Consider the following 20,410-nt stretch of genomic DNA (forward strand, 5'->3'; position numbering starts at 1 on the left):
AACGGCCTGCCCTGCCGCTGGCGTAGGACGCCAGGAGCTCGGAGCTGCCTTCCCCGAGCGGGCTGTGATAGTCGGTGAGGTCTTCGTCACCGGCGAACTCCACGACGCCATCGACGACGTGCAACACCATGAGGGCGTCGCTTCCTTCCACGATTTCCACGGCACCGTTGGCTCGGTGACCCGCCCACGCCTCGAGGAAGGGAGCCCTCGGGAACGGGCCGACTCGTCCGGCGACCGGCTCGAGCTCGAACCCGGCGCTCTTCCAGTCGAGGTGAACCGAGGGGCCCGTCACGCCGACCCATCGACCGTTCGGGATCCGACCGGGTCGCCTCCGCCGAGCACCGGGGGTGTGGCGAGGTCCTGGAGCGCCTCGATGGCCGCACCGGACAGGAGGCCCATCGACCGCATGACCTCGATCATCGCCATGACGGCAACGCTAGAAGACCCGGAACGGCTCTTCGCCGCGATCCCCACCCCGTGTCTCGCCGCTCCGATCAGGCCCTCCGCTCCTGCCTTCAGCGGGCCACCCCACCAGGCGCCGAGGCGGCCGTCAGGCCGCTCGTTGCCGGCAACGAGCGATGGGAAACGACTCGTGGCTGAAGCAACCTCGGCGAAGCGCCTGTCGACCGTCATCGCCGCGAAGGCCGTCGCCAGTCCCCGGCAGGAGCCACGCAGGGTCGGCGCTCCGCACCCGTCGATGCCGACGGGCTCGACCGGTTGCCCGGTGGCCTCGGCGACCGTCGCCAGGACCCGGCGTTGCAGTGGATGGTCCGGGCTGCGATACGTATCCACCGGCCAGCCCTGGGCGACGCATGCCAGCAGGAACCCGGCGTGCTTCCCGGAGCAGTTGTGATAGACGGGAAGCGGCGCCCTGTGTCCCGTGGAGAGGAGCAGCGCCTTCGCAGCCTCGGCGAGCGGCCAGCTCGGCGGGGTCCCCAGGTCGGCTTCGGTCAACCCGCCGGAGCGCAGCATGGCTCGCACGATCTCGAGGTGCACCGGGTGGCCGCTGTGACTGGAGCAGGCGACTGCGAGGTGCTCGGGTACGAGGGCAGCTCCCAGCTCCTGGCTCACGCTCGCCTGGATGGGCTTGATGGCCGACCGGTAGTACAGCGGTGTGTCCGGGTCTCCCCAGGACGCCAAGACCCGCCCGTCTGCGTCGACGACGACTGCGGTGGCGTCGTCCAGGCTCTCGGTCAGTCCGGAACGGACGGTTCGAACGACGAGGGGGTCGTTGGAGCTCCCTCGCATCCGCGGGTCGGTCAGCGGCTCAGGAGCTCGTCGACGCTCGCCAGGCCGTCCCGGTACCGCCTCGTCAGCTCCTCGTTGATCTTCTCCTGAGAGTCGTAGACGGCCCGCCTCTGGCTGGAGATCTCGACCTCGACCTCCGTGAGCGAGCTCTGGATCACCTCGAGCTCGTGATCCGACATCGAAGGCAGGTGGGCGAGGAAGTCGTCACCCAGCACCTGATCGACGATTCTCCTGCCTTCACCCGGTATGTCCGGCGGTTCGATCGGCAGCGACTTGGCGTGGATGTCCCTCACGGCGGCGTCCTCGTCCGGATCGGCGAGGATCTCGGGCAGTGCATCGATGAGCGAGCGTGTCTCTTCGCCGCGGCGGCGCCGCAACTCGAAAGCCAGCAAGTCCATGCGCCCGTGCAACAGCCTGCGGTAGAACGAGAGCTCGGTGTCGAGCGAGTCACACAACTGCCGGCGCCTGCGCAACTCGTCGATGTCGATGCTCGTGATGTCGTCGACGAAGACCGGGTCGGTGACGATGTCTATGCGGCGACGCTGCGGTTCTTCCAGGGCTCGGGCCTTTCAGTCTCAGACGATCGGGCGCATCCCACTCGGGACGCCCCGCCTGCCCAGAGGCTAACAATGCTTCACGAGCGTGAAGTACGGGTTCACCGCCCGCCCGCCGCCCGGGTGGATCTCGAAGTGGGTGTGCGTCGCCAGTCCGACTGCGTTGCCCGTGTTGCCGACGTACCCGACCGTCTGGCCGCCCTCGACACGCTGGCCGGAGCGGAGCCCGCTGGCGTAGCCCTCGAGGTGGGCGTAGTAGTAGCTGACGCCGTGGTCGGCACGGAGCCAGACCGTGATCCCGCCGAGCGTGTTCGTCCCGAGCGACACGACGCCGTCCGCCACGGCGACGTTCTTCGAGCCGCGCGGAGCGAACATGTCGTTACCCTGGTGCCGGCGACCACCGGGGCGCGGGAAGCCCCAGTCGTTGATGAAATGAGACCCGGGCACCGGGCACTGGAACCCGGGCGTCACCTCGTCGGGGATGCCGTCGGAACCGCCGTTCTTCTCGGCCTCCTCACGCAGCTTGCGGAGCCGCTCGGCCTCTTGGAACTCTTTGAGGGCGTCTGCGGCCTCGGCTTTCGCCTTGGCGAACACGGCCGCCGCCTCGCGCTGGACGGCGTCGAGGTTCTGCACCGCCACCTCGGCAGCCACCCGCAACTCGGCGACCCGGTCGAGGTCGACGTCGAGCTGTGCCTTGAGGCGATCCATCTCACGACGGACACTGTCGAGGCGGGAGATCGACACGAAGTCCTGGTCGGCGGCCCGGTCGAGCAGCAGCTTGCGGGTGAGGATCTCCTGGATCGACTCCGACTCGAGCGCCACCTCGATCAGGTCGCCCCCGCCGCTCATGTACTCCTCCACGATCAGCTCCCTGGCCCGATCGCGCAGATCCTTGACGTCGACCTCGTAGCTCTGCACGCGCTTGCGCAGCTGGGTCGTCTTCCACGTCAACGCCTCGAGCTCCGAGTTGATCGTCTGGTACTCGGTGAGCGCCGCCTCGAGGCGGGTGTTCACGTCTTTGAGGGCTTCGTACGCCTCCTGCTTGGCCGCCTCGGTGCGGTCGACCTCGTCCTGCGATTGTGCGGACGCGGCTACCGGTGTGAGCGCCAGAAGCGCGACCACGACGAGAAGGAAGGCCCAGGGGGAGGTGCGAGTTCGTCGCATGCAGTTGGTGAGCATAGACCCGGACGCCGCCACGAGGAATCCAATCGGCACCGTGAGGGGCCGACTGGAGGTTTGTGTCAGCCGAAGATGAGCGTTCCCACCCAGAACATGGCGACACCGAGCGAGGCGCCGTCGAGGGCCGTCAGCACCCCGGGCGCCCGGGTCGTGTGCACGACCTCTCCCGCCCTGATGAGCGACCCCAGGGCGCGCCCTGCGATGATCCCTCCACCGGCAAGCGCTCCGGCGAGCACGGCGTCACCGACCTCCACGGTTTGGGCCAGCCAGCCGGCGACCCCTGCCGCCGTGACGGCTCCCACGAGTGTGGCGACGTTCGGGTCGAGGCCGGCGCTTCCGAGCTTCTGGGTGGCGAAGGTGAGGGCGACGGCACCGGCGAGCCCGGTGGCGAGGATGGCGACGTCGACGACGGACTCCATGCGCATCAGTACCAAGGTGCCCGATGCGAGGGCTCCGACGAGCGCCACGACGAGCGATGTCGCCACCCCGTCAACCGAGCGATGGCGCTGGTCGAGCACAGCCCACACGAGGACGACGAAGACTCCCGCGGCGATCGCCCCGGCGAGCCCCGGCCGGCCCCACCGGTAGGCGCCGTTGCTTGCGAGGGCCGCTGCTACGACGCAGGGCACCACCATGAACCCCCGCCTGCGTGACTCTGCGATCTCGGAGAGATCCCACAACCACACCATCACGACGGCAACTCCTGCAGCCGCCAGCCACGGCAAGCTCAGGACGTTGGCGATCGCCACCGTGGCGCCGAGAGCCGGTGCCAGCAAGGTGCCGACCACGTCCGGGCGGGTCTGTGTCGCGGTCGCGCCTCCCGACACCGGGGGGATCACCGCGATCTCGTCTCCGGTGTCCACTCCTGTAGACCGGTCTGCCTGGTTGCCATTGACCCAGACCTGGGCAGTCTCCAGGCCGGCTGCGAACGAATCTCCGTATCGCGCCGTCGCCGTGTCGAGCACCTCTCCCACCGTGGTGCCGTCGAGCTCGACACTCGATGCACCTGCGGTTTCTCGCAGATTGGCGAAGAGGCGGAGGGTGGCCACGCGGTTCTCCCCGGAGGTTCGGTCGATCGCGGCAGCGTAGCTGTGCCGACTGGGAGGTGTCGCGTCGCCGATCGCGGCCGGAGCCGTCTCAGCGGTCGCGCTCGCCGGTGCGCACGAGGCGGACCAGATCCGCCTGCGAATGCACCGCCAGCTTGCGGAACATCGACTTGAGGTGGTTGCGCACGGTGTGCTCGCTGACGCCCAGCTCCCTGGCGATCGAGGAGACCCTGTGCCCTCTGAGCAGGTGCTCGAGCACCTCACGCTCCCGCGGCGACAGCCGCTTCAACTCGGGGAGCGGTGTGCCGGAGCCCGGGGATGCCGAGGTCGTCCCATAACCGGCGCGGTCGACCTCTGCCGCGATCCGGCGCATGCTCTCCTCGAGGTCGGCGTGGTTCGGAGCGTGCCCGTCACTCGTAACGGCGCGGTCGGGAACGATCAGCCACATGAGCGGTATCGGACCCCGGCCGAGCCCCTGCATCGGGATGACCTTCACGAGGGCGGGCAGCTCACGGCCGTTCGCCGTGATGACGCGCCAGTCGAGGGAGATGATCTCCTGCGAGATGCTGCCGTTGCGGGCGAGCCGGATGTACTCCTCGAATCTCGGAGCGTGTCCGGGGGCGATCCATTGCGGAGAGGTGCGGTCGCCGACCGGCTGGCACGGGTCATCGCCGACGAGGTCCGCCAGTGCCGGGTTGGCGTACGTTCGAAAGCCGTGCTCGTCCGTGATGAGCACCCCGTCGCTCATCGTGGCCAGCAGCGACTGGAGGGGGACGACGACCTGCGAGGTCGTCGCACGCGCCGTCATGGTGTCGAGACCCGATACACGTTCAAACCTTCCATCCCCCGAACCCCGCCCAAAGGGCCCGGTGGTGTGTCCTACCCGCCGCGTCCTTGGTGGATCTCCCACCATGGACCCACTGGAAATCTAGCCAGGCCCGAATCCGGCGGTTGGAGGGTTTTCGTCGCCCCAAAACGGACTAGTCACCCCACTCTCCAGTCCCGCTTCCGGCGTCAACTACCCTCGGCTCACCATGTCGTCGACCGCGGAGCGGGTGTCGTGTTGTTGACCGCGGAGCGGGTGCTCTTCGACGGCCTCGTCGACTACGCCGGGCTGTTCCCTCCCGCACAGCTGGCGATGGACGCCGCAGTCGCCGAGTACAGGGGCGCACGGCGCGGGCCACACGCGTGGATCCTCGGGCGGTTCATCTGTCCCGCCTCGCGACTCGAAGAGCTCGCCGAGTCACTCACCAGGACGATGCGCCACGAAGACGCCCCGTGGGCGCTGAGCGTGGTGCTCGACGGCAACCCGGCGGAGGGAGCCACTCTGGCGAGGGCCTTCGAGGCCGAGATGAGCCCGGCCGCCATCGTCGACATCGTGGAAGCTCGATTGCCACCCCAGGCTTCGGATGGCAGACCCTCGTCTTCTGCGGCGGCGGAGCTCAGGGGTACGGTGAGCGCGGCGCTCTCCGTGAGCCCCACCGTGCGGCCGTATCTCGAGGTGGCCGTCGGCGACGCCTGGCGGGACGGGATCGGCAACGCCCTGGCAGCGCTGTCCGTCGCCGGAGCCGCTGAGCTGCGGACGATCGGGGCCAAGATTCGCTGTGGCGGCGCCCATCAGAGCGACTTCCCGACGAGCGCCCAGCTGGCTGCGTTCCTCGTCGGCTGTGCTCGTAACGACCTTCCCTTCAAGGCGACGGCCGGGCTGCACCATCCGATCCGTCACGTGGATGAAGCGCTCGGTGCCATGCGGCACGGATTCGTGAACCTGCTGTTCGCGGCCGCACTGGCGAGCGAGGGAGAGGACGAGGTCGCCGTGGCCGCCATCCTCTCCGAGACGGAGAACTCGGCGTTCTCGGTGGTCGCATCGCGGCTCTCGTGGCGTGGCCGAGCCGTCGGTCTCCCCGCCCTCAAGCGCCTCAGGGCCGAGGGCTTCGTCGCCTTCGGGAGCTGTAACTTCGACGAACCCGTCGAAGACCTCCTCGACCTGAGGATGATCGCCCGGTGACCAACGCCACCACCGATCCCGGCCTCGGCACGTGGGTGCCCGTGCCGGAAGGAAGCGACTTCCCAATCCAGAACCTCCCGTTCGGGGTGTTCACCACTGCGGGCGACCCGGGGCCACGAGTCGGAGTGGCGATCGGCGAGCACGTCTTGGATCTCGCCGCAGTCCAAGACTCGGGCGTCATGCGGCTGCCTGTGGCCGAGATGACCCGTGGCCCTCTCAACTCGCTGCTCGCCATGGGGCTCGGTCCCGTGCGCCGAAGAGTGTCCGAGCTGCTCACGGCGGGAAACGACGAGCTGTCGCTGCTCGAGGACCGAGGACTCGTCGCGATGGACGACGTCGAGATGGTCATGCCGGTCGAGGTGGGTGACTACGTCGACTTCTATTCGTCGGAGCAGCACGCAACGAACGTCGGAAGGATGTTTCGCCCCGATGCCGAGCCTCTCCCGCCGAACTGGAAGCACCTCCCGATCGGATACCACGGGAGGAGCGCCACGATCGTCCCCAGCGGCATGGACATCGTTCGGCCGCACGGCCAGGTGCAGTCCGGGGGATCCGATCCTGAGTTCGGGCCGACGCGCCGGCTCGACTTCGAGGTGGAGGTCGGGTTCGTGACCGGCCAGGGGTCTCGGGCGGGCTCACCAATCCCGATCGTGGCCGCCGAGCGGCACATCGCGGGCCTCCTGCTCGTCAACGACTGGTCGGCTCGTGACATCCAGAGCTGGGAGTACCGACCCCTCGGGCCTTTCCTCGGCAAGTCGTTCGCGACCACGATCTCCCCTTGGCTCGTCACGCTCGAGGCGCTCGCCCCGTACCGGGTCACGCCGCCCGCCCAGGATCCGGAGCCGCTGCAGTACCTGCGAGACGAGAGTGCCCTCGGCGTCGACATCCACCTCGACGTGGCGATCAATGGCACCGTCGTCTCCCGGGCCGAGTTCCGCGACATGTACTGGACGATGGCGCAGCAACTGGCTCACGCAACGAGCAACGGGGCGGTCACCCGACCGGGCGACCTCTTCGCCAGCGGGACCGTGTCGAACGACCATCCCGGCTCGTACGGGAGCATGCTCGAACTGGCCTGGAACGGCACGAGGCCGATCCGGCTCGGAGGCGGAGAGGAGCGCAGCTTCCTCAGCGACGGAGACGAGGTGGTCATCCGGGGTTGGTGCGGAGGTGACGCCGGCCCGCGGATCGGGTTCGGGGAGTGCCGCGGGACGATCGTCGCCCGGCCGCCGACAGAGATCGCCGCCGGTGCCTTGTGATATCGCCTCGGACGATGGCAGCAGCAGTGACGCCCGCGCAGCGCTCCGCCGCCTCTCCCGCTTCCCGACGCTCTCGCGAAGTGAGATACGGAGGGCGCGTAGGATGACGGGGACGAGGTGATGTACGTGGATGAGGCACTCGACGCTCACAGGAACGACTTCCCGATCAACGGGTTCCACCACATCGAATTCTGGGTCGACAACGCTTACCAGGCGGCCCACTACTACCGGTCGGTCCACGGGTACCGGATCGTGGGCTATCGCGGACCGGAGACCGGCGTGCGCGACACCGCGTCGCACGCGCTCCAGCAGAACGACGTACGCATCATCCTGACCGGTGCCCTGGGTCCTGAGCACGCCGTATCTCAGCATGTGCTGCTCCACGGTCCGGGGGTGCACGACGTGGCGATCCACGTCCCGGACGCCGAGGCTGCATTCGAGCTGGCGATGGAGAGGGGGGCGACGGCTTACGACAAGCCGGCAACCGTCGAGAGCGAACGCGGCAAATGGAAGTCCGCTTCGATCGTGGCGTACGGCGACACGGTGCACAGCCTGGTCGAGAACCCGGATCTCACTTGGCCGCCGCCGGACTTCAGGGCACGCTCGGACTCGATCGGCGAACCCATCGGGCTCGAGCGCATCGACCACGTCGTCGCCAACGTCGAGTTGGGGGCGATGGACGAATGGGTCGAGTTCTACGAGCGGGTGTTCGGCTTCGTCCTCCTCCGGCACTTCGACGACGCGGCGATCTCGACCGAATACTCGGCCCTGATGTCGAAGGTGGTCTGGGACGGGTCCGGCGTGATCCGCCTCCCCATCAACGAGCCGGCGACCGGGAAGCGCAAGTCCCAGATCGAGGAGTACCTCGACTTCTACCGGGGCTCCGGGGTCCAGCACATCGCGATCGCGACGAGCGATCTCGTTTCGACCGTTGCCGAGGCGCGCAGGCGCGGGATGGGGCTGATGACGGTCCCCGAGTCGTACTACGGCGACGTGCCTGGGCGGGTGCCCGACCTGGACGCCGACCTGGCGACGTTGCAGGAGCTCAACATCCTCGTCGATCAGGACGAGGGAGGGCATCTGCTGCAGATCTTCACGAGGATGATGCAGGACAGGCCGACGTTCTTCTTCGAGTTCATCGAGCGACGCGGCGCCATCGGCTTCGGCGAGGGCAACTTCAAGGCGCTGTTCGAAGCGATCGAGCGCGACCAGGCGGAACGCGGCAACCTGTAGACGGATCGGCGGCGTGGCGATTGCCCCGGCAACTACCGTCGTGCTCGTGCCGCAACTCCCGCATCAGGTCACGATCGTCGAGGTCGGGCCGCGCGATGGCCTCCAGGTCGCCGATCGGGTCCTCACCGTCGACCAGCGCATCGAGCTGATCATGTCGCTCGCCGCCGCGGGTACGAAGCGCCTCGAGGCCGTCAGCTTCGTGCGAGCGGATGCGGTGCCGCAGATGGCCGGCGCCGAGGAGGTCATCGCCGGGCTGCCCCACGACGGGGGCGTCTCCTACATCGGGCTGGTCCTCAACGAGCGCGGTCTCGATCGCGCCCTGGCGACATCGGTGGATGAGGTCAACTTCGTGGTCGCCGCCGCCGACGGCTACAGCATCGCCAACAGCAGGATGCCCAGCCACGAGGTGATGGCTCAGGTCGAGCGGATGGCACCTGTCGCCCGGCAGGCGGGCAAGCGCACGAGCGTGACATTGAGCGTCGCTTTCGGAGACCCGTACGACGGCGAGGTCGCCCCGGAGCGCCTCGTCGAGCTGGCAGATCGCTCTGTCCAGGCAGGGATCGACGAAGTCGCCCTGGCGGACACCATCGGCGCAGCCGTCCCGAAGGCGGTCGTCTCGCTCATCGGCCAGGTTCGCCCCGTGCTGGGTGACGCCGCTCTCCGCCTTCACTTCCACGACACGCGCCGCACCGCCATGGCCAACGTGTGGGCGGCGTTGGAGATCGGGGTCGCCGATTTCGACGCCTCCGTTGGGGGACTCGGCGGGTCGCCGTTCGCGCCCGGCGCAGGCGGCAACGTCGCCACCGAGGACCTGCTGTACCTCCTGGAGCGTTCCGGCGTCGATGCGGCCCAGGACCTCGACGCCGTGCTCGCCGTCGCCAGGACACTCGGGACGCTCCTCGGCCAGGATCTGCCCGGGGCTGTCACGAAGTCGGGGCCCTTCCCGCCCAGGTGACCTGTCCGTTCCTGCGTCCCCTCATCGCACATGTGCGACGCCGGTACGTCGGAGCGGCTGGGGGCCGGGCGCTTTCCGTTCTGGCGTCCTCCCATCGCATTTGTGCGACGCCGGTACGCCGGAACGGCTGAGAGGGGCCTCAGGCAGGCGTCTTCGAGCGCTCCTGGTCGACGCCGGCGATGCGGTAGGCGTCGTCCTCGTCGAGGGTCTCCTTCTCGAGGAGCGCTTCGGCGAGCGCATCGAGGCGCCACCGCTCCTTCGTGAGCGTTTCCATGGCCGTCTCGTAGCAGGCGTCCATGATGCGGCGGATCTCGGTGTCGACGAGCTCTTGGGTGTGCTCGGACACGTCTTGCCGGCCGAACGGGAACGCACCTGGATCGTCCTCGCCGATGACCGCCACCGGGCCGATCTCGCTCGACATGCCCCACCGCCCCACCATCTGCCTGGCGATCCGAGTCGCCACCACGAGGTCGTTTTCCGCGCCGGTCGTGATCTCGCCGAACACGAGATCCTCGGCTGCCCGGCCACCGAGCGCCCCGACGATACGGCCCTCCAGGTACGGCTTGCTGTATGCGTAGCGGTCGGCGTCGGGGCTCTGGAACGTGACCCCGAGCGCTCGGCCTCGGGGGATGATCGACACCTTGCGCACCGGGTCTGCTCCCGGCAGCAGCATCCCGAGGATGGCGTGGCCGGACTCGTGGTAGGCGGTCCTGCGCCTGTCCTCGTGCGTCATCATGATCTTGCGCTCCGCCCCGAGCACGATCTTCTCGAGGGCGTCGGTGAAGTCGTTCATCTGCACCTGCGGATGCCCACGGCGTGCCGCCAGCAGGGCGGCCTCGTTCACCAGGTTGCGCAGATCGGCGCCGACCATGCCGGGCGTCGACGAGGCGATCGAGTTGAGGTCGACGTCGGCGCCGAGCGGCACGTGGCGGCTGTGGACCTCCAGGATCGCCTTGCGGCCGACCTGGTCCGGGGGCGATACGGAGACGTGCCTGTCGAACCGGCCGGGCCGCAACAACGCCGGATCGAGCACGTCAGGCCGGTTCGTCGCCGCCACGACGATCACGCCTTCGGATCCCGAGAACCCGTCCATCTCGGTGAGGATCTGGTTGAGCGTCTGCTCTCGCTCGTCGTGTCCTCCGAACGACATCGCTCCGCCCCGGGCCCGACCGATGGCGTCGATCTCGTCGATGAACACGATGGCGGGCGCGCTCTTCTTGGCCTGCTCGAAGAGGTCCCGCACCCTGCTCGCCCCGACGCCGACGACCATCTCGACGAACTCGGAGGCGGCCATCGAGTAGAACGGCACGTTCGCCTCGCCGGCGACTGCCCGGGCGAGCAGCGTCTTTCCCGTCCCGGGCTGGCCGCTCAGGAGCACGCCCCGCGGGATCTGTGCGCCGAGCTTCGTGTACTTCTCGGGGTTGCGCAGGAAGTCGACGACCTCGACGAGTTGTTCCTCAGCCTCGTCGATCCCCGCCACGTCGCTGAAGTCGACCTTGGCACCGTCACCCGCCTCATAGAGCTTCGCCCTCGACCTGCCGAGCCCGCCGAGCCCGCCGAGGCCCTGTGTCGCCCTCCTCGAGACGCTGATCAGGAGCCACACGATCAGGAGCGTCGGGCCGAAGCCGAACAGGAGCTGCTGCCAGACGGGCGCTGCCTGGTCCGGCGGCTCGGCGTTGACGGTGACCTCTTGGTCGATCAGCCTGCGGAGCAGGTCGTCCTCCGCGAACGACGGCCGCTCCGTCTCGAAGCGCGTCGACGTGACCTCGGCGTCGTCGGGCGACGCCACGGCTTCGGCGAAATCCCCCTGGATCGTGTCGCCGGTGGTGACCACCGTCTCGACGTTGGCAGCGTCGAGCTGCTCGAGGAACGTCGTGTAGGGGATCCTGATGCGCGCCTCGGGCGCCAGCAGTGAGTTCGAGATCACCCAGTTGACCACGAGCGACACCAGCAGCACGATCCAGAACCAGCGACCTCCCGGCATCTTGGGGAGTCGCGGGCGCGAGCCTTCGGTCTCTTCGCCGTCCCGGCCGGCAGGCGGCTTGCTGGCAGGCGGTATCGGTCGGTTCGTCATCGCGTTGAACGCTACCGGTTTGTGGCGACGAACACTCCGGCGGGCTCTGGCGTACCGGCGTCGCACATAAGCGACGGACGGACGCAAGAACGGAAAGAGGCCTCAGCCGGCGACGCCTGCCGCCCAGTCGGTGTGGAGGGCGGCATAGACGCCGCCGAGGCTGAGCAGCTCGACGTGGGTGCCCCGTTCGACGAGGCGGCCCTCGTCGAACACGAGGATCTCATCGCTCGCTTCTGCGGTCGAGAGGCGGTGTGCCACCGTGATGCTCGTCCGGCCCTCCGTCAGGTGCTCCATCGCCCTGCGGAGGCGCACCTCGAGGGCGGGGTCGACGGCCGACGTCGCCTCGTCGAGTACCAGCAGGTCCGGGTCGACCATCCAGGCCCTGGTGAGGGCGACGAGCTGCCGCTCTCCGGCAGAGAGCCTGCCCCCCCGCTCGCCAACCGGCGTGTGGATGCCTGCCGGGAGCGTCTCGATCCAGTCGTCGAGCTCGAGTTCACGGAATGCCTGCCTGATCTCGTCGTCCGAGGCGTCGATGTCTCCATACCTGACGTTCTCCGCCACGGTCGAGTCGAAGAGGAAGCCCTCCTGGGGGACGAAGGCCACCCGGCTCCTCAAGCTGTCGAAGCGAACCCGGGCCACGTCGATCCCGCCGATCTCGACGACACCGTCGGAGGGGTCGAGCAGCCTCGTGACGAGCTTGGCGAACGTCGACTTGCCGGATCCCGTTTCGCCGACGACCGCCACCGAGCGCCCGGACTGGATCGCCACGTCGATCTCTCGGAGGACGTCGCCCCCGGTCGGGTAGCGGAAACGCACCCCTCGAAGCGCCAGCCCGAGCGGCCCGGGTGGAAGGTCGAGCCCCTCGTCACCCGGGTCGGCGACGTCGATGTCCCCGTCGAGCACGGTGAGGATCCTCCGCACGCCGGCGGCGGCGGACTGCGCCGAGTCGAGCGTCTCGACGAGGGTCTGGACCGGGTCGACGAGCAGATTGACGAGGAACAGGAAGGCGAGGAGCGTGCCGGCCGAGACTCCGCCGGCGGCGCCGGTGACCACGCCGACGCCGATCACGGCTGCGGTGATGAGGCCGGCGAACAGCTCGGCGCTCGAGAAGAGCATCGCCCCCAGCTTGCCGGTGCGGTACTCGGAGCGGAACTGGGCGTCCAGCACCTCTTCGACCTTCCTGACCGTCTCGTTTTCGGCCCCGTAGGCGCGGATCACCGGCAGACCGGTGATCGCCTCGCTCAGCGCCGCCAGGCTGTCGGCGACGCGGCGCCGCACCACGTCGTGGGCCCGCTGCAGGATGCGCTGGAACCAGACGAGCATGGCGGCGTAGGTGACGACGCCCCCGAGGACCAGCAGCGCCAGCGTCCACCCGTAGAAGAACATCACGACGACCGCCAGCAGAAGCTGGGCGGCACCGATGAGGAGCCCGACTCCACCCCAGTTCATGAAGTCCTGGATCGTGGTGACGTCCGACGTGACCCGGGCCACGAGCGCTCCTCGCCGCTCCGATTCGACGTGGAGCACCGAGAGCGTGTGAATGTGGGAGAACGTCTTGACCCGCAGCTCGGCGAGCCCGCTTGCGGCGGCAGTCGCCAGCCGAATGAGCGCGATGCGCCGTACGAACATCGCCACCACCATGGCAACCAGTGCGACGGCGCCCTTGGCGACGGCTCCGGTTACGTCGACCCCGGCCGGGTCGAGGATCTCGTGGTCCATGATCTGCTGGACGACGATCGGGACGACCACTTGGATGGCCGTGCCGACAACCGCGAACCCGACGGTCCCGAGCAGGCCGCGCCGCAGCGCCGGGGCTTCCTTCAGGGCCCGGCGCAGCGCCTGGGACGTGGTGATCTCCTTGCCCTCGATCACCGCGCCTCCTCGGCCCGTCTCCTGGCGTCGGCGTCGTAGGCGTCGAGGATCTCGGCGTAGCCGGGGACGGTCGCCAGCAACTCGTCGTGATGGCCGTGGGCGACGATCCGGCCGTCCTCGACATAGACGATCTCGTCGGCGAGCAGGATGCTCGATTGGCGGTACGCCACCACCACGATCGTCGACGGCAGCTCGGCGCGCCGGAGCCCCTCGAGGATGCGGGTCTCGACCGAGGGGTCGACCGCAGATGTCGCGTCGTCGAGGATCAGCAGCCGCGGCTTGCGAACCACCGCCCTCGCCAGTGCGATCCGTTGCCGCTGGCCACCCGACAGCGTCGTCCCTCGCTCTCCGAGGACGGTTTCGTAGCCGTGGGGGAGCGCGCCGACGAACTCGTGGGCGTTGGCGAGCCGTGCCGCCGCCTCGATGTCGGCGTCCGAGGCGTGCACCCCGAATCCGATGTTGCCCCGGACGGTGTCGTCGAAGAGGAACGCCTCCTGGGCGACGAACGCCACCTCGCCGGGAAGGGCCGACCGGGCGAAGTCGCGCAGGTCCCGCCCGTCGATGCGAATCGCCCCCGCCATGGGATCCCACAGCCGGGCGAGCAGCACCGCCAGCGTCGACTTGCCAGAGCCGGTCGGCCCGACGACGGCGACGACGCGGCCCGGCTCGATCGTCAGCTCGACTCCTTCGAGGACGAGGTCGTCCCCGGTGTACGAGAAGTCGAGGGTCTCGCTGCCGACCTCGGCGCCGTGTGCCTGGACGGTCGCCGACAGCGAGCCGTACGGGACGACGTCGCGGACTTCGAGCACGGCCTCGACTCGCTCCCATCCGGCCACCGAGTGGGTGAGATCCCAGATGACGAACCCGATGAGCCGCACCGGTATGTACAGGAGCGTGATGAGGTAGACGATCGTGATGAGGTCGCCTGGGCTGATCGCTCCGGCCTGGATCCGCCAGGCGCCGAGCATGAGGAGCACCACACTGCTGATCGATAAGATCCCCTCGACGGCGACCCGGAAGGTGTTCCACCGGGTGTCGACCGTGATGATCGTGTCGCGCAGCTCGTCGGACGCCGCCGCGAGTCGTCGCGTCTCGTATGCCTCGCGACCGAGCGCCTTCACGGTCAGTGCGCCGTCGAAGCTCTCGTGCGCCATCGCTGCCACGTCACCTTGCTGCTCCTGCACCCGCGCGAACTGCGCCTGGGTGCGCCAGCTCCCCCGTAGGTCGGTGGCGACGACGGAGACGAGGATCACCAGGGCGGCGAGCGCCATGACAGGATCGATGAAGAGGATCATCACGACCGACCCGATCAGCAGCAGGGTGGCACCCGTCCCATATGGAAGGGGGGCGAGGATGAAAGTCCCCTGATTGGCGTCCGAGTCGGTGACGGCCAGCAAGTCGCCGGTCGACTGCCTGCTGTACCAGCCGAGCTCGAGCCGGAGCAGGTGGTCGATGAGGCGGTTGCGCACGTCCGCCTTGGCGCGGAACTGGAGGTAGCCGGCGGCGGTGCGCCGCAGCGTGATCCCTGCGGCCTTCCATGTGGCGACGGCGATCACCGCCAACAGGCCGGGCCACAGCCTTCCGGCCGTCGAGGCGCCCTCGTCGAGCACCGGGACGATGAGGCTGTCTGTCACGTTACCGATGACGACCGCGGCGGCGACGATGGCGCTCACGAACAAGGCGGCGCCTGTGACGGCGAGCGCGAAGGCGGCCGGGTGCATGCGAACGAGCAGTGCGACGAGGCGGGCGCCGCGTCGCATCGATTGGCGGAAGGTCGGGGAGTCCGGCACAGCCGTTCGATGCTAGGAGGGTCCGGTGACAGCAGAGACGCCGCTGTTGACGCCGTCGGGGATGTTCAGCCGCCTCGAGGCGCCGCCACCCTCCCGCGCCAACCCGCCCAGCTCGATCGGCGCCGAGCTCGACGTCGCCGACGAAGGCTCGCCCTAACGTGGCCACAATGCTCCCCATCTCGTTCCTGTCGGACTTCGGGCGTGCCGACGAGTTCGTCGGCGTGGTCCACGGCGTCATCGCCCGGATCGCCCCGGAGGTGCGCGTCATCGACGTCGGCCACGACTTCCCGCGGGGCGACGTGCGCGCCGGGGCTCTGGCGCTCCTAAGGGCCATCCAATACCTCCCGCACGGTGTCGCCCTCGCCGTCATCGACCCCGGGGTGGGCACTGCCCGCAGGGCGATCGCTGCCCGCACCGAGTGGGGGACCTTCGTCGGACCGGACAACGGACTGCTCGCCCCGGCGGTCGCAATGGTCGGCGGCGCCGACCTGATCGTCTCGATCGACAATCCCGACCTGCGCCTTCCCGCCGAGGGTGCCACATTCCAAGGCAGGGACGTCTTCGCCCCGGCTGCGGCGGTGCTCGCATCCGGCGAGGTGCCGATCGAGGAGCTCGGGCCTGAGCTCGGCCCCGAGGGCGTGACTCCGTTGATGATGCCGCTCGTCGAGAACGAGCCGGGCATCGTGCGAGGCGAAGTGCTGTGGATCGACCACTTCGGGAACGCCCAGACGAACATCGCGCCGAGCGACCTGGAGCTGACGGGCGCCAGACCGGGGGAGGCCGTCACCCTGCGCATCGGCGCCATCGAGCATGCGCTCATCTGGGTGGCCGCCTACGGGGACGCCGGCCCGGGCGACGGCCTCATCCATGTCGACTCGTACGGGCAGATCGCCATCGCGGTGCGCGACGGGCGCGCCGACTCCTCGTATCCGGTGGAGGAGGGGATGGCGGTGACGCTGCTGGCCCGAGGGAGCGAGACCCCGATTCAGCGGATCGCCCCCGTCAGGTAGAGGCGCCACAGGAAGGCGGCGACGATGAGAGCCATGAGGACGAGCAGGACGATCGAGGTGACTGGTCGCATCCCGGAGCGACGTTAGGGGATGTTCCGCCGAAGCAAGCCGACGCTGCCCGCCGGATTGACCCTGGTGACCCGCCGGGCGTGCGGGCTCTGCGAGGAGGCTCTGGGGGCGATCGGCAGGGTCGGCGTTGCCGGTCCGGTCGCCATCGTCGACATCGCCGAGCACGCCGAGCACGCCATGTTCGATGAGCGGCTTCCCGTCCTCCTCGACTCGGCAAGCAACGTGCTGGCGGAGGGCAGGATCACCGAACGGCAATTGCGGGCGATCGCCAGATCGCTGGTGTGAGGTCGGGAGCGACCGTACCGAGTGGCCCTATTCCGGGCGCCGAGGCCCGGCCTATCCTCACCGAGCGTGAAGGGCGACATTCCTGCGGCGACCGTCTCGAGGCTCCCCGTCTATCTGCGGAGCCTCGGCGACCTGCCGCCGAGCCAGGACACGTGCTCATCCGAGCAACTCGCCTCGATCGCCGGGGTGAACTCGGCTCAGGTGCGCAAGGATCTGTCCCACCTCGGCTCGTACGGAACGCGCGGCGTCGGCTACCACGTCGCCGACCTACGAGAGCAGCTTCGCCACGCCCTCGGGCTCACCAGGGGATACGCCGTCGCCATCATCGGCGCCGGCAACCTCGGCTCGGCCCTCAGCAACTACGCCGGGTTCGGATCGTGGGGGTTTGGTGTCGCCGCCATCTTCGACAACGACCCTGCGAGGGTCGGCGAGCTCGTCGGAGGCCTCGCGGTCGAGCCGCTCAGCCACCTCGAGGAAATCGTCGCCGAACGTGGGATCACGATCGGGATCATCGCCACGCCGGCAGGGGCGGCCCAGGAGGTGGCCGACCGGCTGACGAAAGCCGGGGTCCGCTCGATCCTCAACTTCGCCCCGGCCGTCATCCACGTCACCGACGGGGTCGAGGTCCGTAGGGTCGATCTGTCGACTGAGCTCCAGATCCTCACGTTTCACCAGCAGCGGTGACCGCGGCGCCCTTAGCGCCGGGGGCGCTGTCTGCGCCCCGCGGCGACCTCGGCGCCGTTCAGACTTCCTCGTCTGCCTTCTCGTAGCGATCGAGGGCGGCGACGAACATGAAGAACAGGATGGCCGAGCCGAGCATCGCCGCGATGGCCGGGATCCTGATCTGGAAGGCGTTGAGGCCTTCGAGCACGGCGGGACGCAGCCCGCGGGGGGCGTAGACGACGAACAGGAGGCTGCCGATGACGAGCCACCCGAAGGTGGCCGCACCGGTGATCAGGAAGGCGAGGCGGCTGCCCAGGTTCGTGGAGAGGACGAGGAATCCGGTTCCGACGAAAGCGACGACCGAAACGATCGCGATGAGGATGCCGCGAGCGGCGATCGAGAACTGTGTGATGTCCCCCGCCTCGTCGCGTCGCTTGAACACCCCGTCGTAGGCGTCTCCGAGGAGGCCGCGGGCCGCGGGGATGAACGACAGCACGGTCACGACGATGAGGGCGACGCCGAGCTTCTCGAGCCTGGTGAGGCCCTCCTGGCGAGCCGCCACCTCGAGGACTTGTGCTCGGAACCTCTCCCTCATCGGTTTCACAGCGACCTCTCGAATGCGACGATCAGCTCGATGTCTCGCTGGGTGAGCACCTGGCCGAAGCCGGGCATCCGCCCCGTCCCCAGCCCGTTGATGCCGTAGTTCTTGCCGAACTCACTACCGCCGGTGACGAACGTGATGTGGGTGGCAGGGTCCGGGAACTGAAGGAGCGCCCTGCCATCCTCGAGCGACGGTCCCCACGCCCCCGAGCCGGGCGCCTGCTGGAACGCCACGCCGGCGCTGTAGCCGGCCGTGTGGCATCTGGCGCAGTAGGCGTTGAAGAGGCCGAAGGCGCGCCTTGCATCCTCTGTCGTCAGCGTGCTCTCATTCCCTTCCTCGTCGTGGACGGCGACGTCTGTGCCCTCCATCGCGGTGAGCACGTCGTCGTAGTCGACCTCCCACGCCGCGATCGCCTTGGCGTCCTCGAGGAACTCGATCCTCGACTCGACGCCGCCGAGGAAGACATCGTGACGATCCGTCGTCACGCTGAGGGTGAGCCGTGACGTGTCGAGCTCGGTGAGGAACGTCTCAGCTGCCTCGAGGTCGGCGATCGGGATCGCATCCGTGGTCTCGTTCGTGAATCCGTCGTCCGTCCTGAACGTGACTCCGTAGTCATCCACCGCTACGAGGTTCACCTCCAGCTCCTGGTCTCCGTCGTCGTTCGTGGTTGCCGACACCTGGCGGGTGACCACGGTTTCGTGGACGACCATGGCGATCTCCGTCAGGCGGCGCTCGGCGGCGTCGGCGAGCCCGTCGCGGTCCGTGTCGGCTCCGGCGCCGATGCACGACTGGCCGACGAGCGTCGCCGACCGGTCGGTGCAGGTCCCGTCGTCCGCGAAGAGTGCCCTGATCTCGGCCGGGAAACCCTCGATCGTGGCGAACTTGTCGGGCGCATCGTTGACGTCGTCGCGTTGGGCCAGCTGTTGCGCCAGCAGCAGGTCGACGACGTCTTCTCCGTTGACGATCCTGTCGAGGGCGATCTGGACGGCGTTGTCGATCCTGAGCAGCGCCTCGTCCTGCGAGAGCTGCAGGTTGTGGAGAAAGGCGAGGACCTGGTCGATCTCCTGGACCGTCATCGATCCTCCGCCCTCGAGACCGGCAGGCGCCATCGGGGTGCCGTCACGCCCATACGTGATGACGGTGCGCACCTCGTCCTCGGTGAAACGGAAGAAGACGTCGTCGAGGGCCGGCGCCAGCCACGACGTGTTGATGCCGCTTCGCCTCTCGAGGAAGGGAGCGGCACCGCCTCCGGCCGTCGGGCCGTGGCAGTTGACGCACGCGAACTCGGTGAACCACTCGGAGCCCGCCTCGATGTCCTTCTCGGCGAACTTCTCGGCTGCCCCCGCCTGTCTCCCGGACTCGTTCACGTAGTAGACCGGGAGCACGACCGCCAGGACCGCTGCCGACACGACTGCGGACGTCAGCACCCGATTGAGCCTGGTGGACTCGAGCACCTCGTCCGGGACTCCCGGACGGAGGTTCAGCGGCGTCTCCTCCTGGCGTCTGGCTCGGCGCCTGGCGTTGATGACGATGTACCCGACCCACCCGAGGAGGGCGGCGAGTGCCAGCGTGAGCACCACCGAGCCGAGCCCGACGTTGCTCGGCCCCACCGGGGCTTCCTCCTCGACCGCGAGGATCAGCGGGGCGGCTGCGAAGAAGGCCTTGTCGTGCATCACACGCAGGACGGGCCCTGGGGATATGTCGCCGTCTTGTTCTTGGAGCGAGGTGTCTGGAAGATGGCACCCGTATTGACGACGAGCTCGCCGGCGTCAGTCAGGGACACCTCGAACCGGTCGAGGTTGCGGGGTGCCGGGCCTGCCTCGTATTCGCCGTGGAAGTTGTAGCGCGATCCGTGGCATGGGCACTCGAAGCCCTGCGAAGGGACGCATGAAGGCACCCGGCACCCGAGGTGGACGCACCTCTGCCACAGCGCCATCAGCCCCGGTTCGCCTCCGCCCGCCCCCACCAGGACGGGCAGGTCCTCGAAAGAGCTCCCCGCCATCTCGTCCTCCGGAAACGAGATCAGCCATGTCTGGGCGGCGGCCACGAACTTCGGCACGACGGTCCCATCCGGTTGGACGATCTCCGTCCTGAGGTCTTCGAGGGTTCCGACGTTGAAGGACGTACCGAACCCGCCTTTGAGCTTCGGCCACAAGAACGCCAGGAAGCTGATGGTGAGGCCGCCCATGAACGCCCCGCCGAACAGGCCGAGGAGCGCCCGGTTGAGGAAGCGTCGGCGCGTGACGTCGAACTCGTCGGCGGAGATGTCGACCTTCTCGAGGAGCCGGTCGACGGGTGGCGCCTCTCTCTCACCAACTCCCTCAGTCTCTTCCTCGAGCTCGGTCTCCTCGCGCACCAGAGTCGCAACACCACCTGAGGCGGCGGCGATCCTGGCCTGGCGTTCCGCCCTGGCGGCCATGTCCCTGGCTGCCGCCTCCTTGTCGAACTCGCCTGTGATCGGGCCCGCCGCCGCCCCGCGCCGAACCGCCACGGTGAGGATGCCGCCGGCGACGAGCACCGCCGCTGCGATGAGCCCGATCACGAAGATTGTCGTTGATTCCATC

19 protein-coding genes and 1 pseudogene are annotated in these 20,410 nt (G+C 68.6%); 8 read left to right on the forward strand and 12 right to left on the reverse strand.

All coding sequences use genetic code 11. The annotated features are described in order from the left end of the window. The 6 genes from VGC47_10715 to VGC47_10740 form a co-directional block, all read right to left on the reverse strand. Window positions 1-292, reverse strand: a 292-nt coding sequence (locus tag VGC47_10715; GenBank protein ID HEX9855779.1) for a hypothetical protein, incomplete at its 3' end; no start/stop codon positions are given. Beyond that, window positions 289-1,248, reverse strand: coding sequence for an asparaginase (locus VGC47_10720; protein ID HEX9855780.1), 960 nt, complete (start codon window positions 1,246-1,248; stop codon window positions 289-291). The genes VGC47_10715 and VGC47_10720, both read right to left, overlap by 4 nt. An 11-nt stretch (window positions 1,249-1,259) precedes the next feature. Next, window positions 1,260-1,703, reverse strand: coding sequence for a hypothetical protein (locus VGC47_10725; protein ID HEX9855781.1), 444 nt, complete (start codon window positions 1,701-1,703; stop codon window positions 1,260-1,262). Between the two features lie 168 nt (window positions 1,704-1,871). Further along, window positions 1,872-2,966, reverse strand: a complete 1,095-nt coding sequence (locus tag VGC47_10730; GenBank protein ID HEX9855782.1) for a peptidoglycan DD-metalloendopeptidase family protein — start codon at window positions 2,964-2,966, stop codon at window positions 1,872-1,874. A gap of 77 nt (window positions 2,967-3,043) precedes the next feature. Further along, complete coding sequence (locus tag VGC47_10735) at window positions 3,044-4,030, reverse strand: MoaD family protein (protein ID HEX9855783.1); 987 nt, start codon at window positions 4,028-4,030, stop codon at window positions 3,044-3,046. Window positions 4,031-4,118: 88 nt separating this feature from the next. Further along, window positions 4,119-4,835: a LuxR C-terminal-related transcriptional regulator gene (locus tag VGC47_10740; GenBank protein HEX9855784.1), complete on the reverse strand. Its 717-nt coding sequence runs from the start codon at window positions 4,833-4,835 to the stop codon at window positions 4,119-4,121. A 252-nt stretch (window positions 4,836-5,087) separates the two neighbouring features. Here VGC47_10740 and VGC47_10745 point away from each other — a divergent pair, with 252 nt between their 5' ends. The 4 genes from VGC47_10745 (at window position 5,088) to VGC47_10760 (ending at window position 9,482) form a co-directional block, all read left to right on the forward strand. After that, complete coding sequence (locus VGC47_10745) at window positions 5,088-6,035, forward strand: hypothetical protein (GenBank protein HEX9855785.1); 948 nt, start codon at window positions 5,088-5,090, stop codon at window positions 6,033-6,035. Continuing rightward, entirely contained in the window at window positions 6,032-7,294 is a 1,263-nt protein-coding gene (fahA, locus tag VGC47_10750; protein HEX9855786.1) for a fumarylacetoacetase, read from the forward strand. The genes VGC47_10745 and fahA overlap by 4 nt, the downstream gene beginning before the upstream one ends. 126 nt (window positions 7,295-7,420) lie before the next feature. Next, window positions 7,421-8,527, forward strand: a complete 1,107-nt coding sequence (gene hppD, locus VGC47_10755) for a 4-hydroxyphenylpyruvate dioxygenase (protein HEX9855787.1) — start codon at window positions 7,421-7,423, stop codon at window positions 8,525-8,527. 13 nt (window positions 8,528-8,540) lie between these two features. Then, on the forward strand, window positions 8,541-9,482 hold the full coding sequence (locus VGC47_10760) for a hydroxymethylglutaryl-CoA lyase (protein HEX9855788.1): 942 nt from the start codon (window positions 8,541-8,543) through the stop codon (window positions 9,480-9,482). A 139-nt stretch (window positions 9,483-9,621) separates the two neighbouring features. Here VGC47_10760 and ftsH read toward each other — a convergent pair whose 3' ends face one another. The 3 genes from ftsH to VGC47_10775 form a co-directional block, all read right to left on the reverse strand. Next, window positions 9,622-11,556, reverse strand: coding sequence for an ATP-dependent zinc metalloprotease FtsH (gene ftsH, locus VGC47_10765; protein ID HEX9855789.1), 1,935 nt, complete (start codon window positions 11,554-11,556; stop codon window positions 9,622-9,624). Between the two features lie 102 nt (window positions 11,557-11,658). Next, window positions 11,659-13,428, reverse strand: coding sequence for an ABC transporter ATP-binding protein (locus VGC47_10770; GenBank protein HEX9855790.1), 1,770 nt, complete (start codon window positions 13,426-13,428; stop codon window positions 11,659-11,661). Further along, entirely contained in the window at window positions 13,425-15,218 is a 1,794-nt protein-coding gene (locus VGC47_10775) for an ABC transporter ATP-binding protein (GenBank protein ID HEX9855791.1), read from the reverse strand. Before VGC47_10775 ends, VGC47_10770 begins: the two co-directional genes overlap by 4 nt. A 25-nt stretch (window positions 15,219-15,243) precedes the next feature. Here VGC47_10775 and VGC47_10780 point away from each other — a divergent pair, with 25 nt between their 5' ends. The 4 genes and pseudogenes from VGC47_10780 (at window position 15,244) to VGC47_10795 (ending at window position 17,263) form a co-directional block, all read left to right on the forward strand. Further along, the gene (locus VGC47_10780) at window positions 15,244-15,375 is read left to right on the forward strand and encodes a hypothetical protein (GenBank protein HEX9855792.1); all 132 of its coding nucleotides are present in this window, start codon (window positions 15,244-15,246) and stop codon (window positions 15,373-15,375) included. A gap of 10 nt (window positions 15,376-15,385) precedes the next feature. Further along, on the forward strand, window positions 15,386-16,228 hold the full coding sequence (locus VGC47_10785) for an SAM-dependent chlorinase/fluorinase (protein ID HEX9855793.1): 843 nt from the start codon (window positions 15,386-15,388) through the stop codon (window positions 16,226-16,228). 90 nt (window positions 16,229-16,318) lie between these two features. Next, the gene (locus VGC47_10790; GenBank protein HEX9855794.1) at window positions 16,319-16,582 is read left to right on the forward strand and encodes a glutaredoxin family protein; all 264 of its coding nucleotides are present in this window, start codon (window positions 16,319-16,321) and stop codon (window positions 16,580-16,582) included. A 21-nt stretch (window positions 16,583-16,603) separates the two neighbouring features. Continuing rightward, window positions 16,604-17,263 (forward strand): annotated as a pseudogene (locus tag VGC47_10795) (redox-sensing transcriptional repressor Rex). Window positions 17,264-17,324: 61 nt separating this feature from the next. Here VGC47_10795 and VGC47_10800 read toward each other — a convergent pair. From VGC47_10800 to VGC47_10810, 3 genes are read right to left on the reverse strand one after another with little or no spacing between them, the layout of a single operon-like run. Then, window positions 17,325-17,840: a hypothetical protein gene (locus VGC47_10800; GenBank protein ID HEX9855795.1), complete on the reverse strand. Its 516-nt coding sequence runs from the start codon at window positions 17,838-17,840 to the stop codon at window positions 17,325-17,327. Between the two features lie 5 nt (window positions 17,841-17,845). Beyond that, window positions 17,846-19,519: a c-type cytochrome gene (locus VGC47_10805; GenBank protein HEX9855796.1), complete on the reverse strand. Its 1,674-nt coding sequence runs from the start codon at window positions 19,517-19,519 to the stop codon at window positions 17,846-17,848. Further along, the gene (locus VGC47_10810) at window positions 19,519-20,409 is read right to left on the reverse strand and encodes a Rieske 2Fe-2S domain-containing protein (protein ID HEX9855797.1); all 891 of its coding nucleotides are present in this window, start codon (window positions 20,407-20,409) and stop codon (window positions 19,519-19,521) included. Before VGC47_10810 ends, VGC47_10805 begins: the two co-directional genes overlap by 1 nt. Between the last annotated feature and the right edge of the window lies 1 nt (window position 20,410).

Source organism: Acidimicrobiia bacterium, assembly GCA_036396535.1.
Lineage (GTDB): Bacteria > Actinomycetota > Acidimicrobiia > Spongiisociales > UBA5794 > DASWKR01.

Excerpts from the sequence above, each read along its gene's own strand:
- VGC47_10810 (HEX9855797.1), bottom strand. The coding sequence starts at position 20,409 with ATGGAATCAACGACAATCTTCGTGATCGGGCTCATCGCAGCGGCGGTG.
- VGC47_10740 (HEX9855784.1), bottom strand. The coding sequence starts at position 4,835 with ATGACGGCGCGTGCGACGACCTCGCAGGTCGTCGTCCCCCTCCAGTCG.
- VGC47_10790 (HEX9855794.1), top strand. The coding sequence starts at position 16,319 with ATGTTCCGCCGAAGCAAGCCGACGCTGCCCGCCGGATTGACCCTGGTG.
- VGC47_10785 (HEX9855793.1), top strand. The coding sequence starts at position 15,386 with ATGCTCCCCATCTCGTTCCTGTCGGACTTCGGGCGTGCCGACGAGTTC.
- VGC47_10730 (HEX9855782.1), bottom strand. The coding sequence starts at position 2,966 with ATGCGACGAACTCGCACCTCCCCCTGGGCCTTCCTTCTCGTCGTGGTC.
- VGC47_10800 (HEX9855795.1), bottom strand. The coding sequence starts at position 17,840 with ATGAGGGAGAGGTTCCGAGCACAAGTCCTCGAGGTGGCGGCTCGCCAG.
- VGC47_10720 (HEX9855780.1), bottom strand. The coding sequence starts at position 1,248 with ATGCGAGGGAGCTCCAACGACCCCCTCGTCGTTCGAACCGTCCGTTCC.
- VGC47_10805 (HEX9855796.1), bottom strand. The coding sequence starts at position 19,519 with ATGCACGACAAGGCCTTCTTCGCAGCCGCCCCGCTGATCCTCGCGGTC.
- ftsH (HEX9855789.1), bottom strand. The coding sequence starts at position 11,556 with ATGACGAACCGACCGATACCGCCTGCCAGCAAGCCGCCTGCCGGCCGG.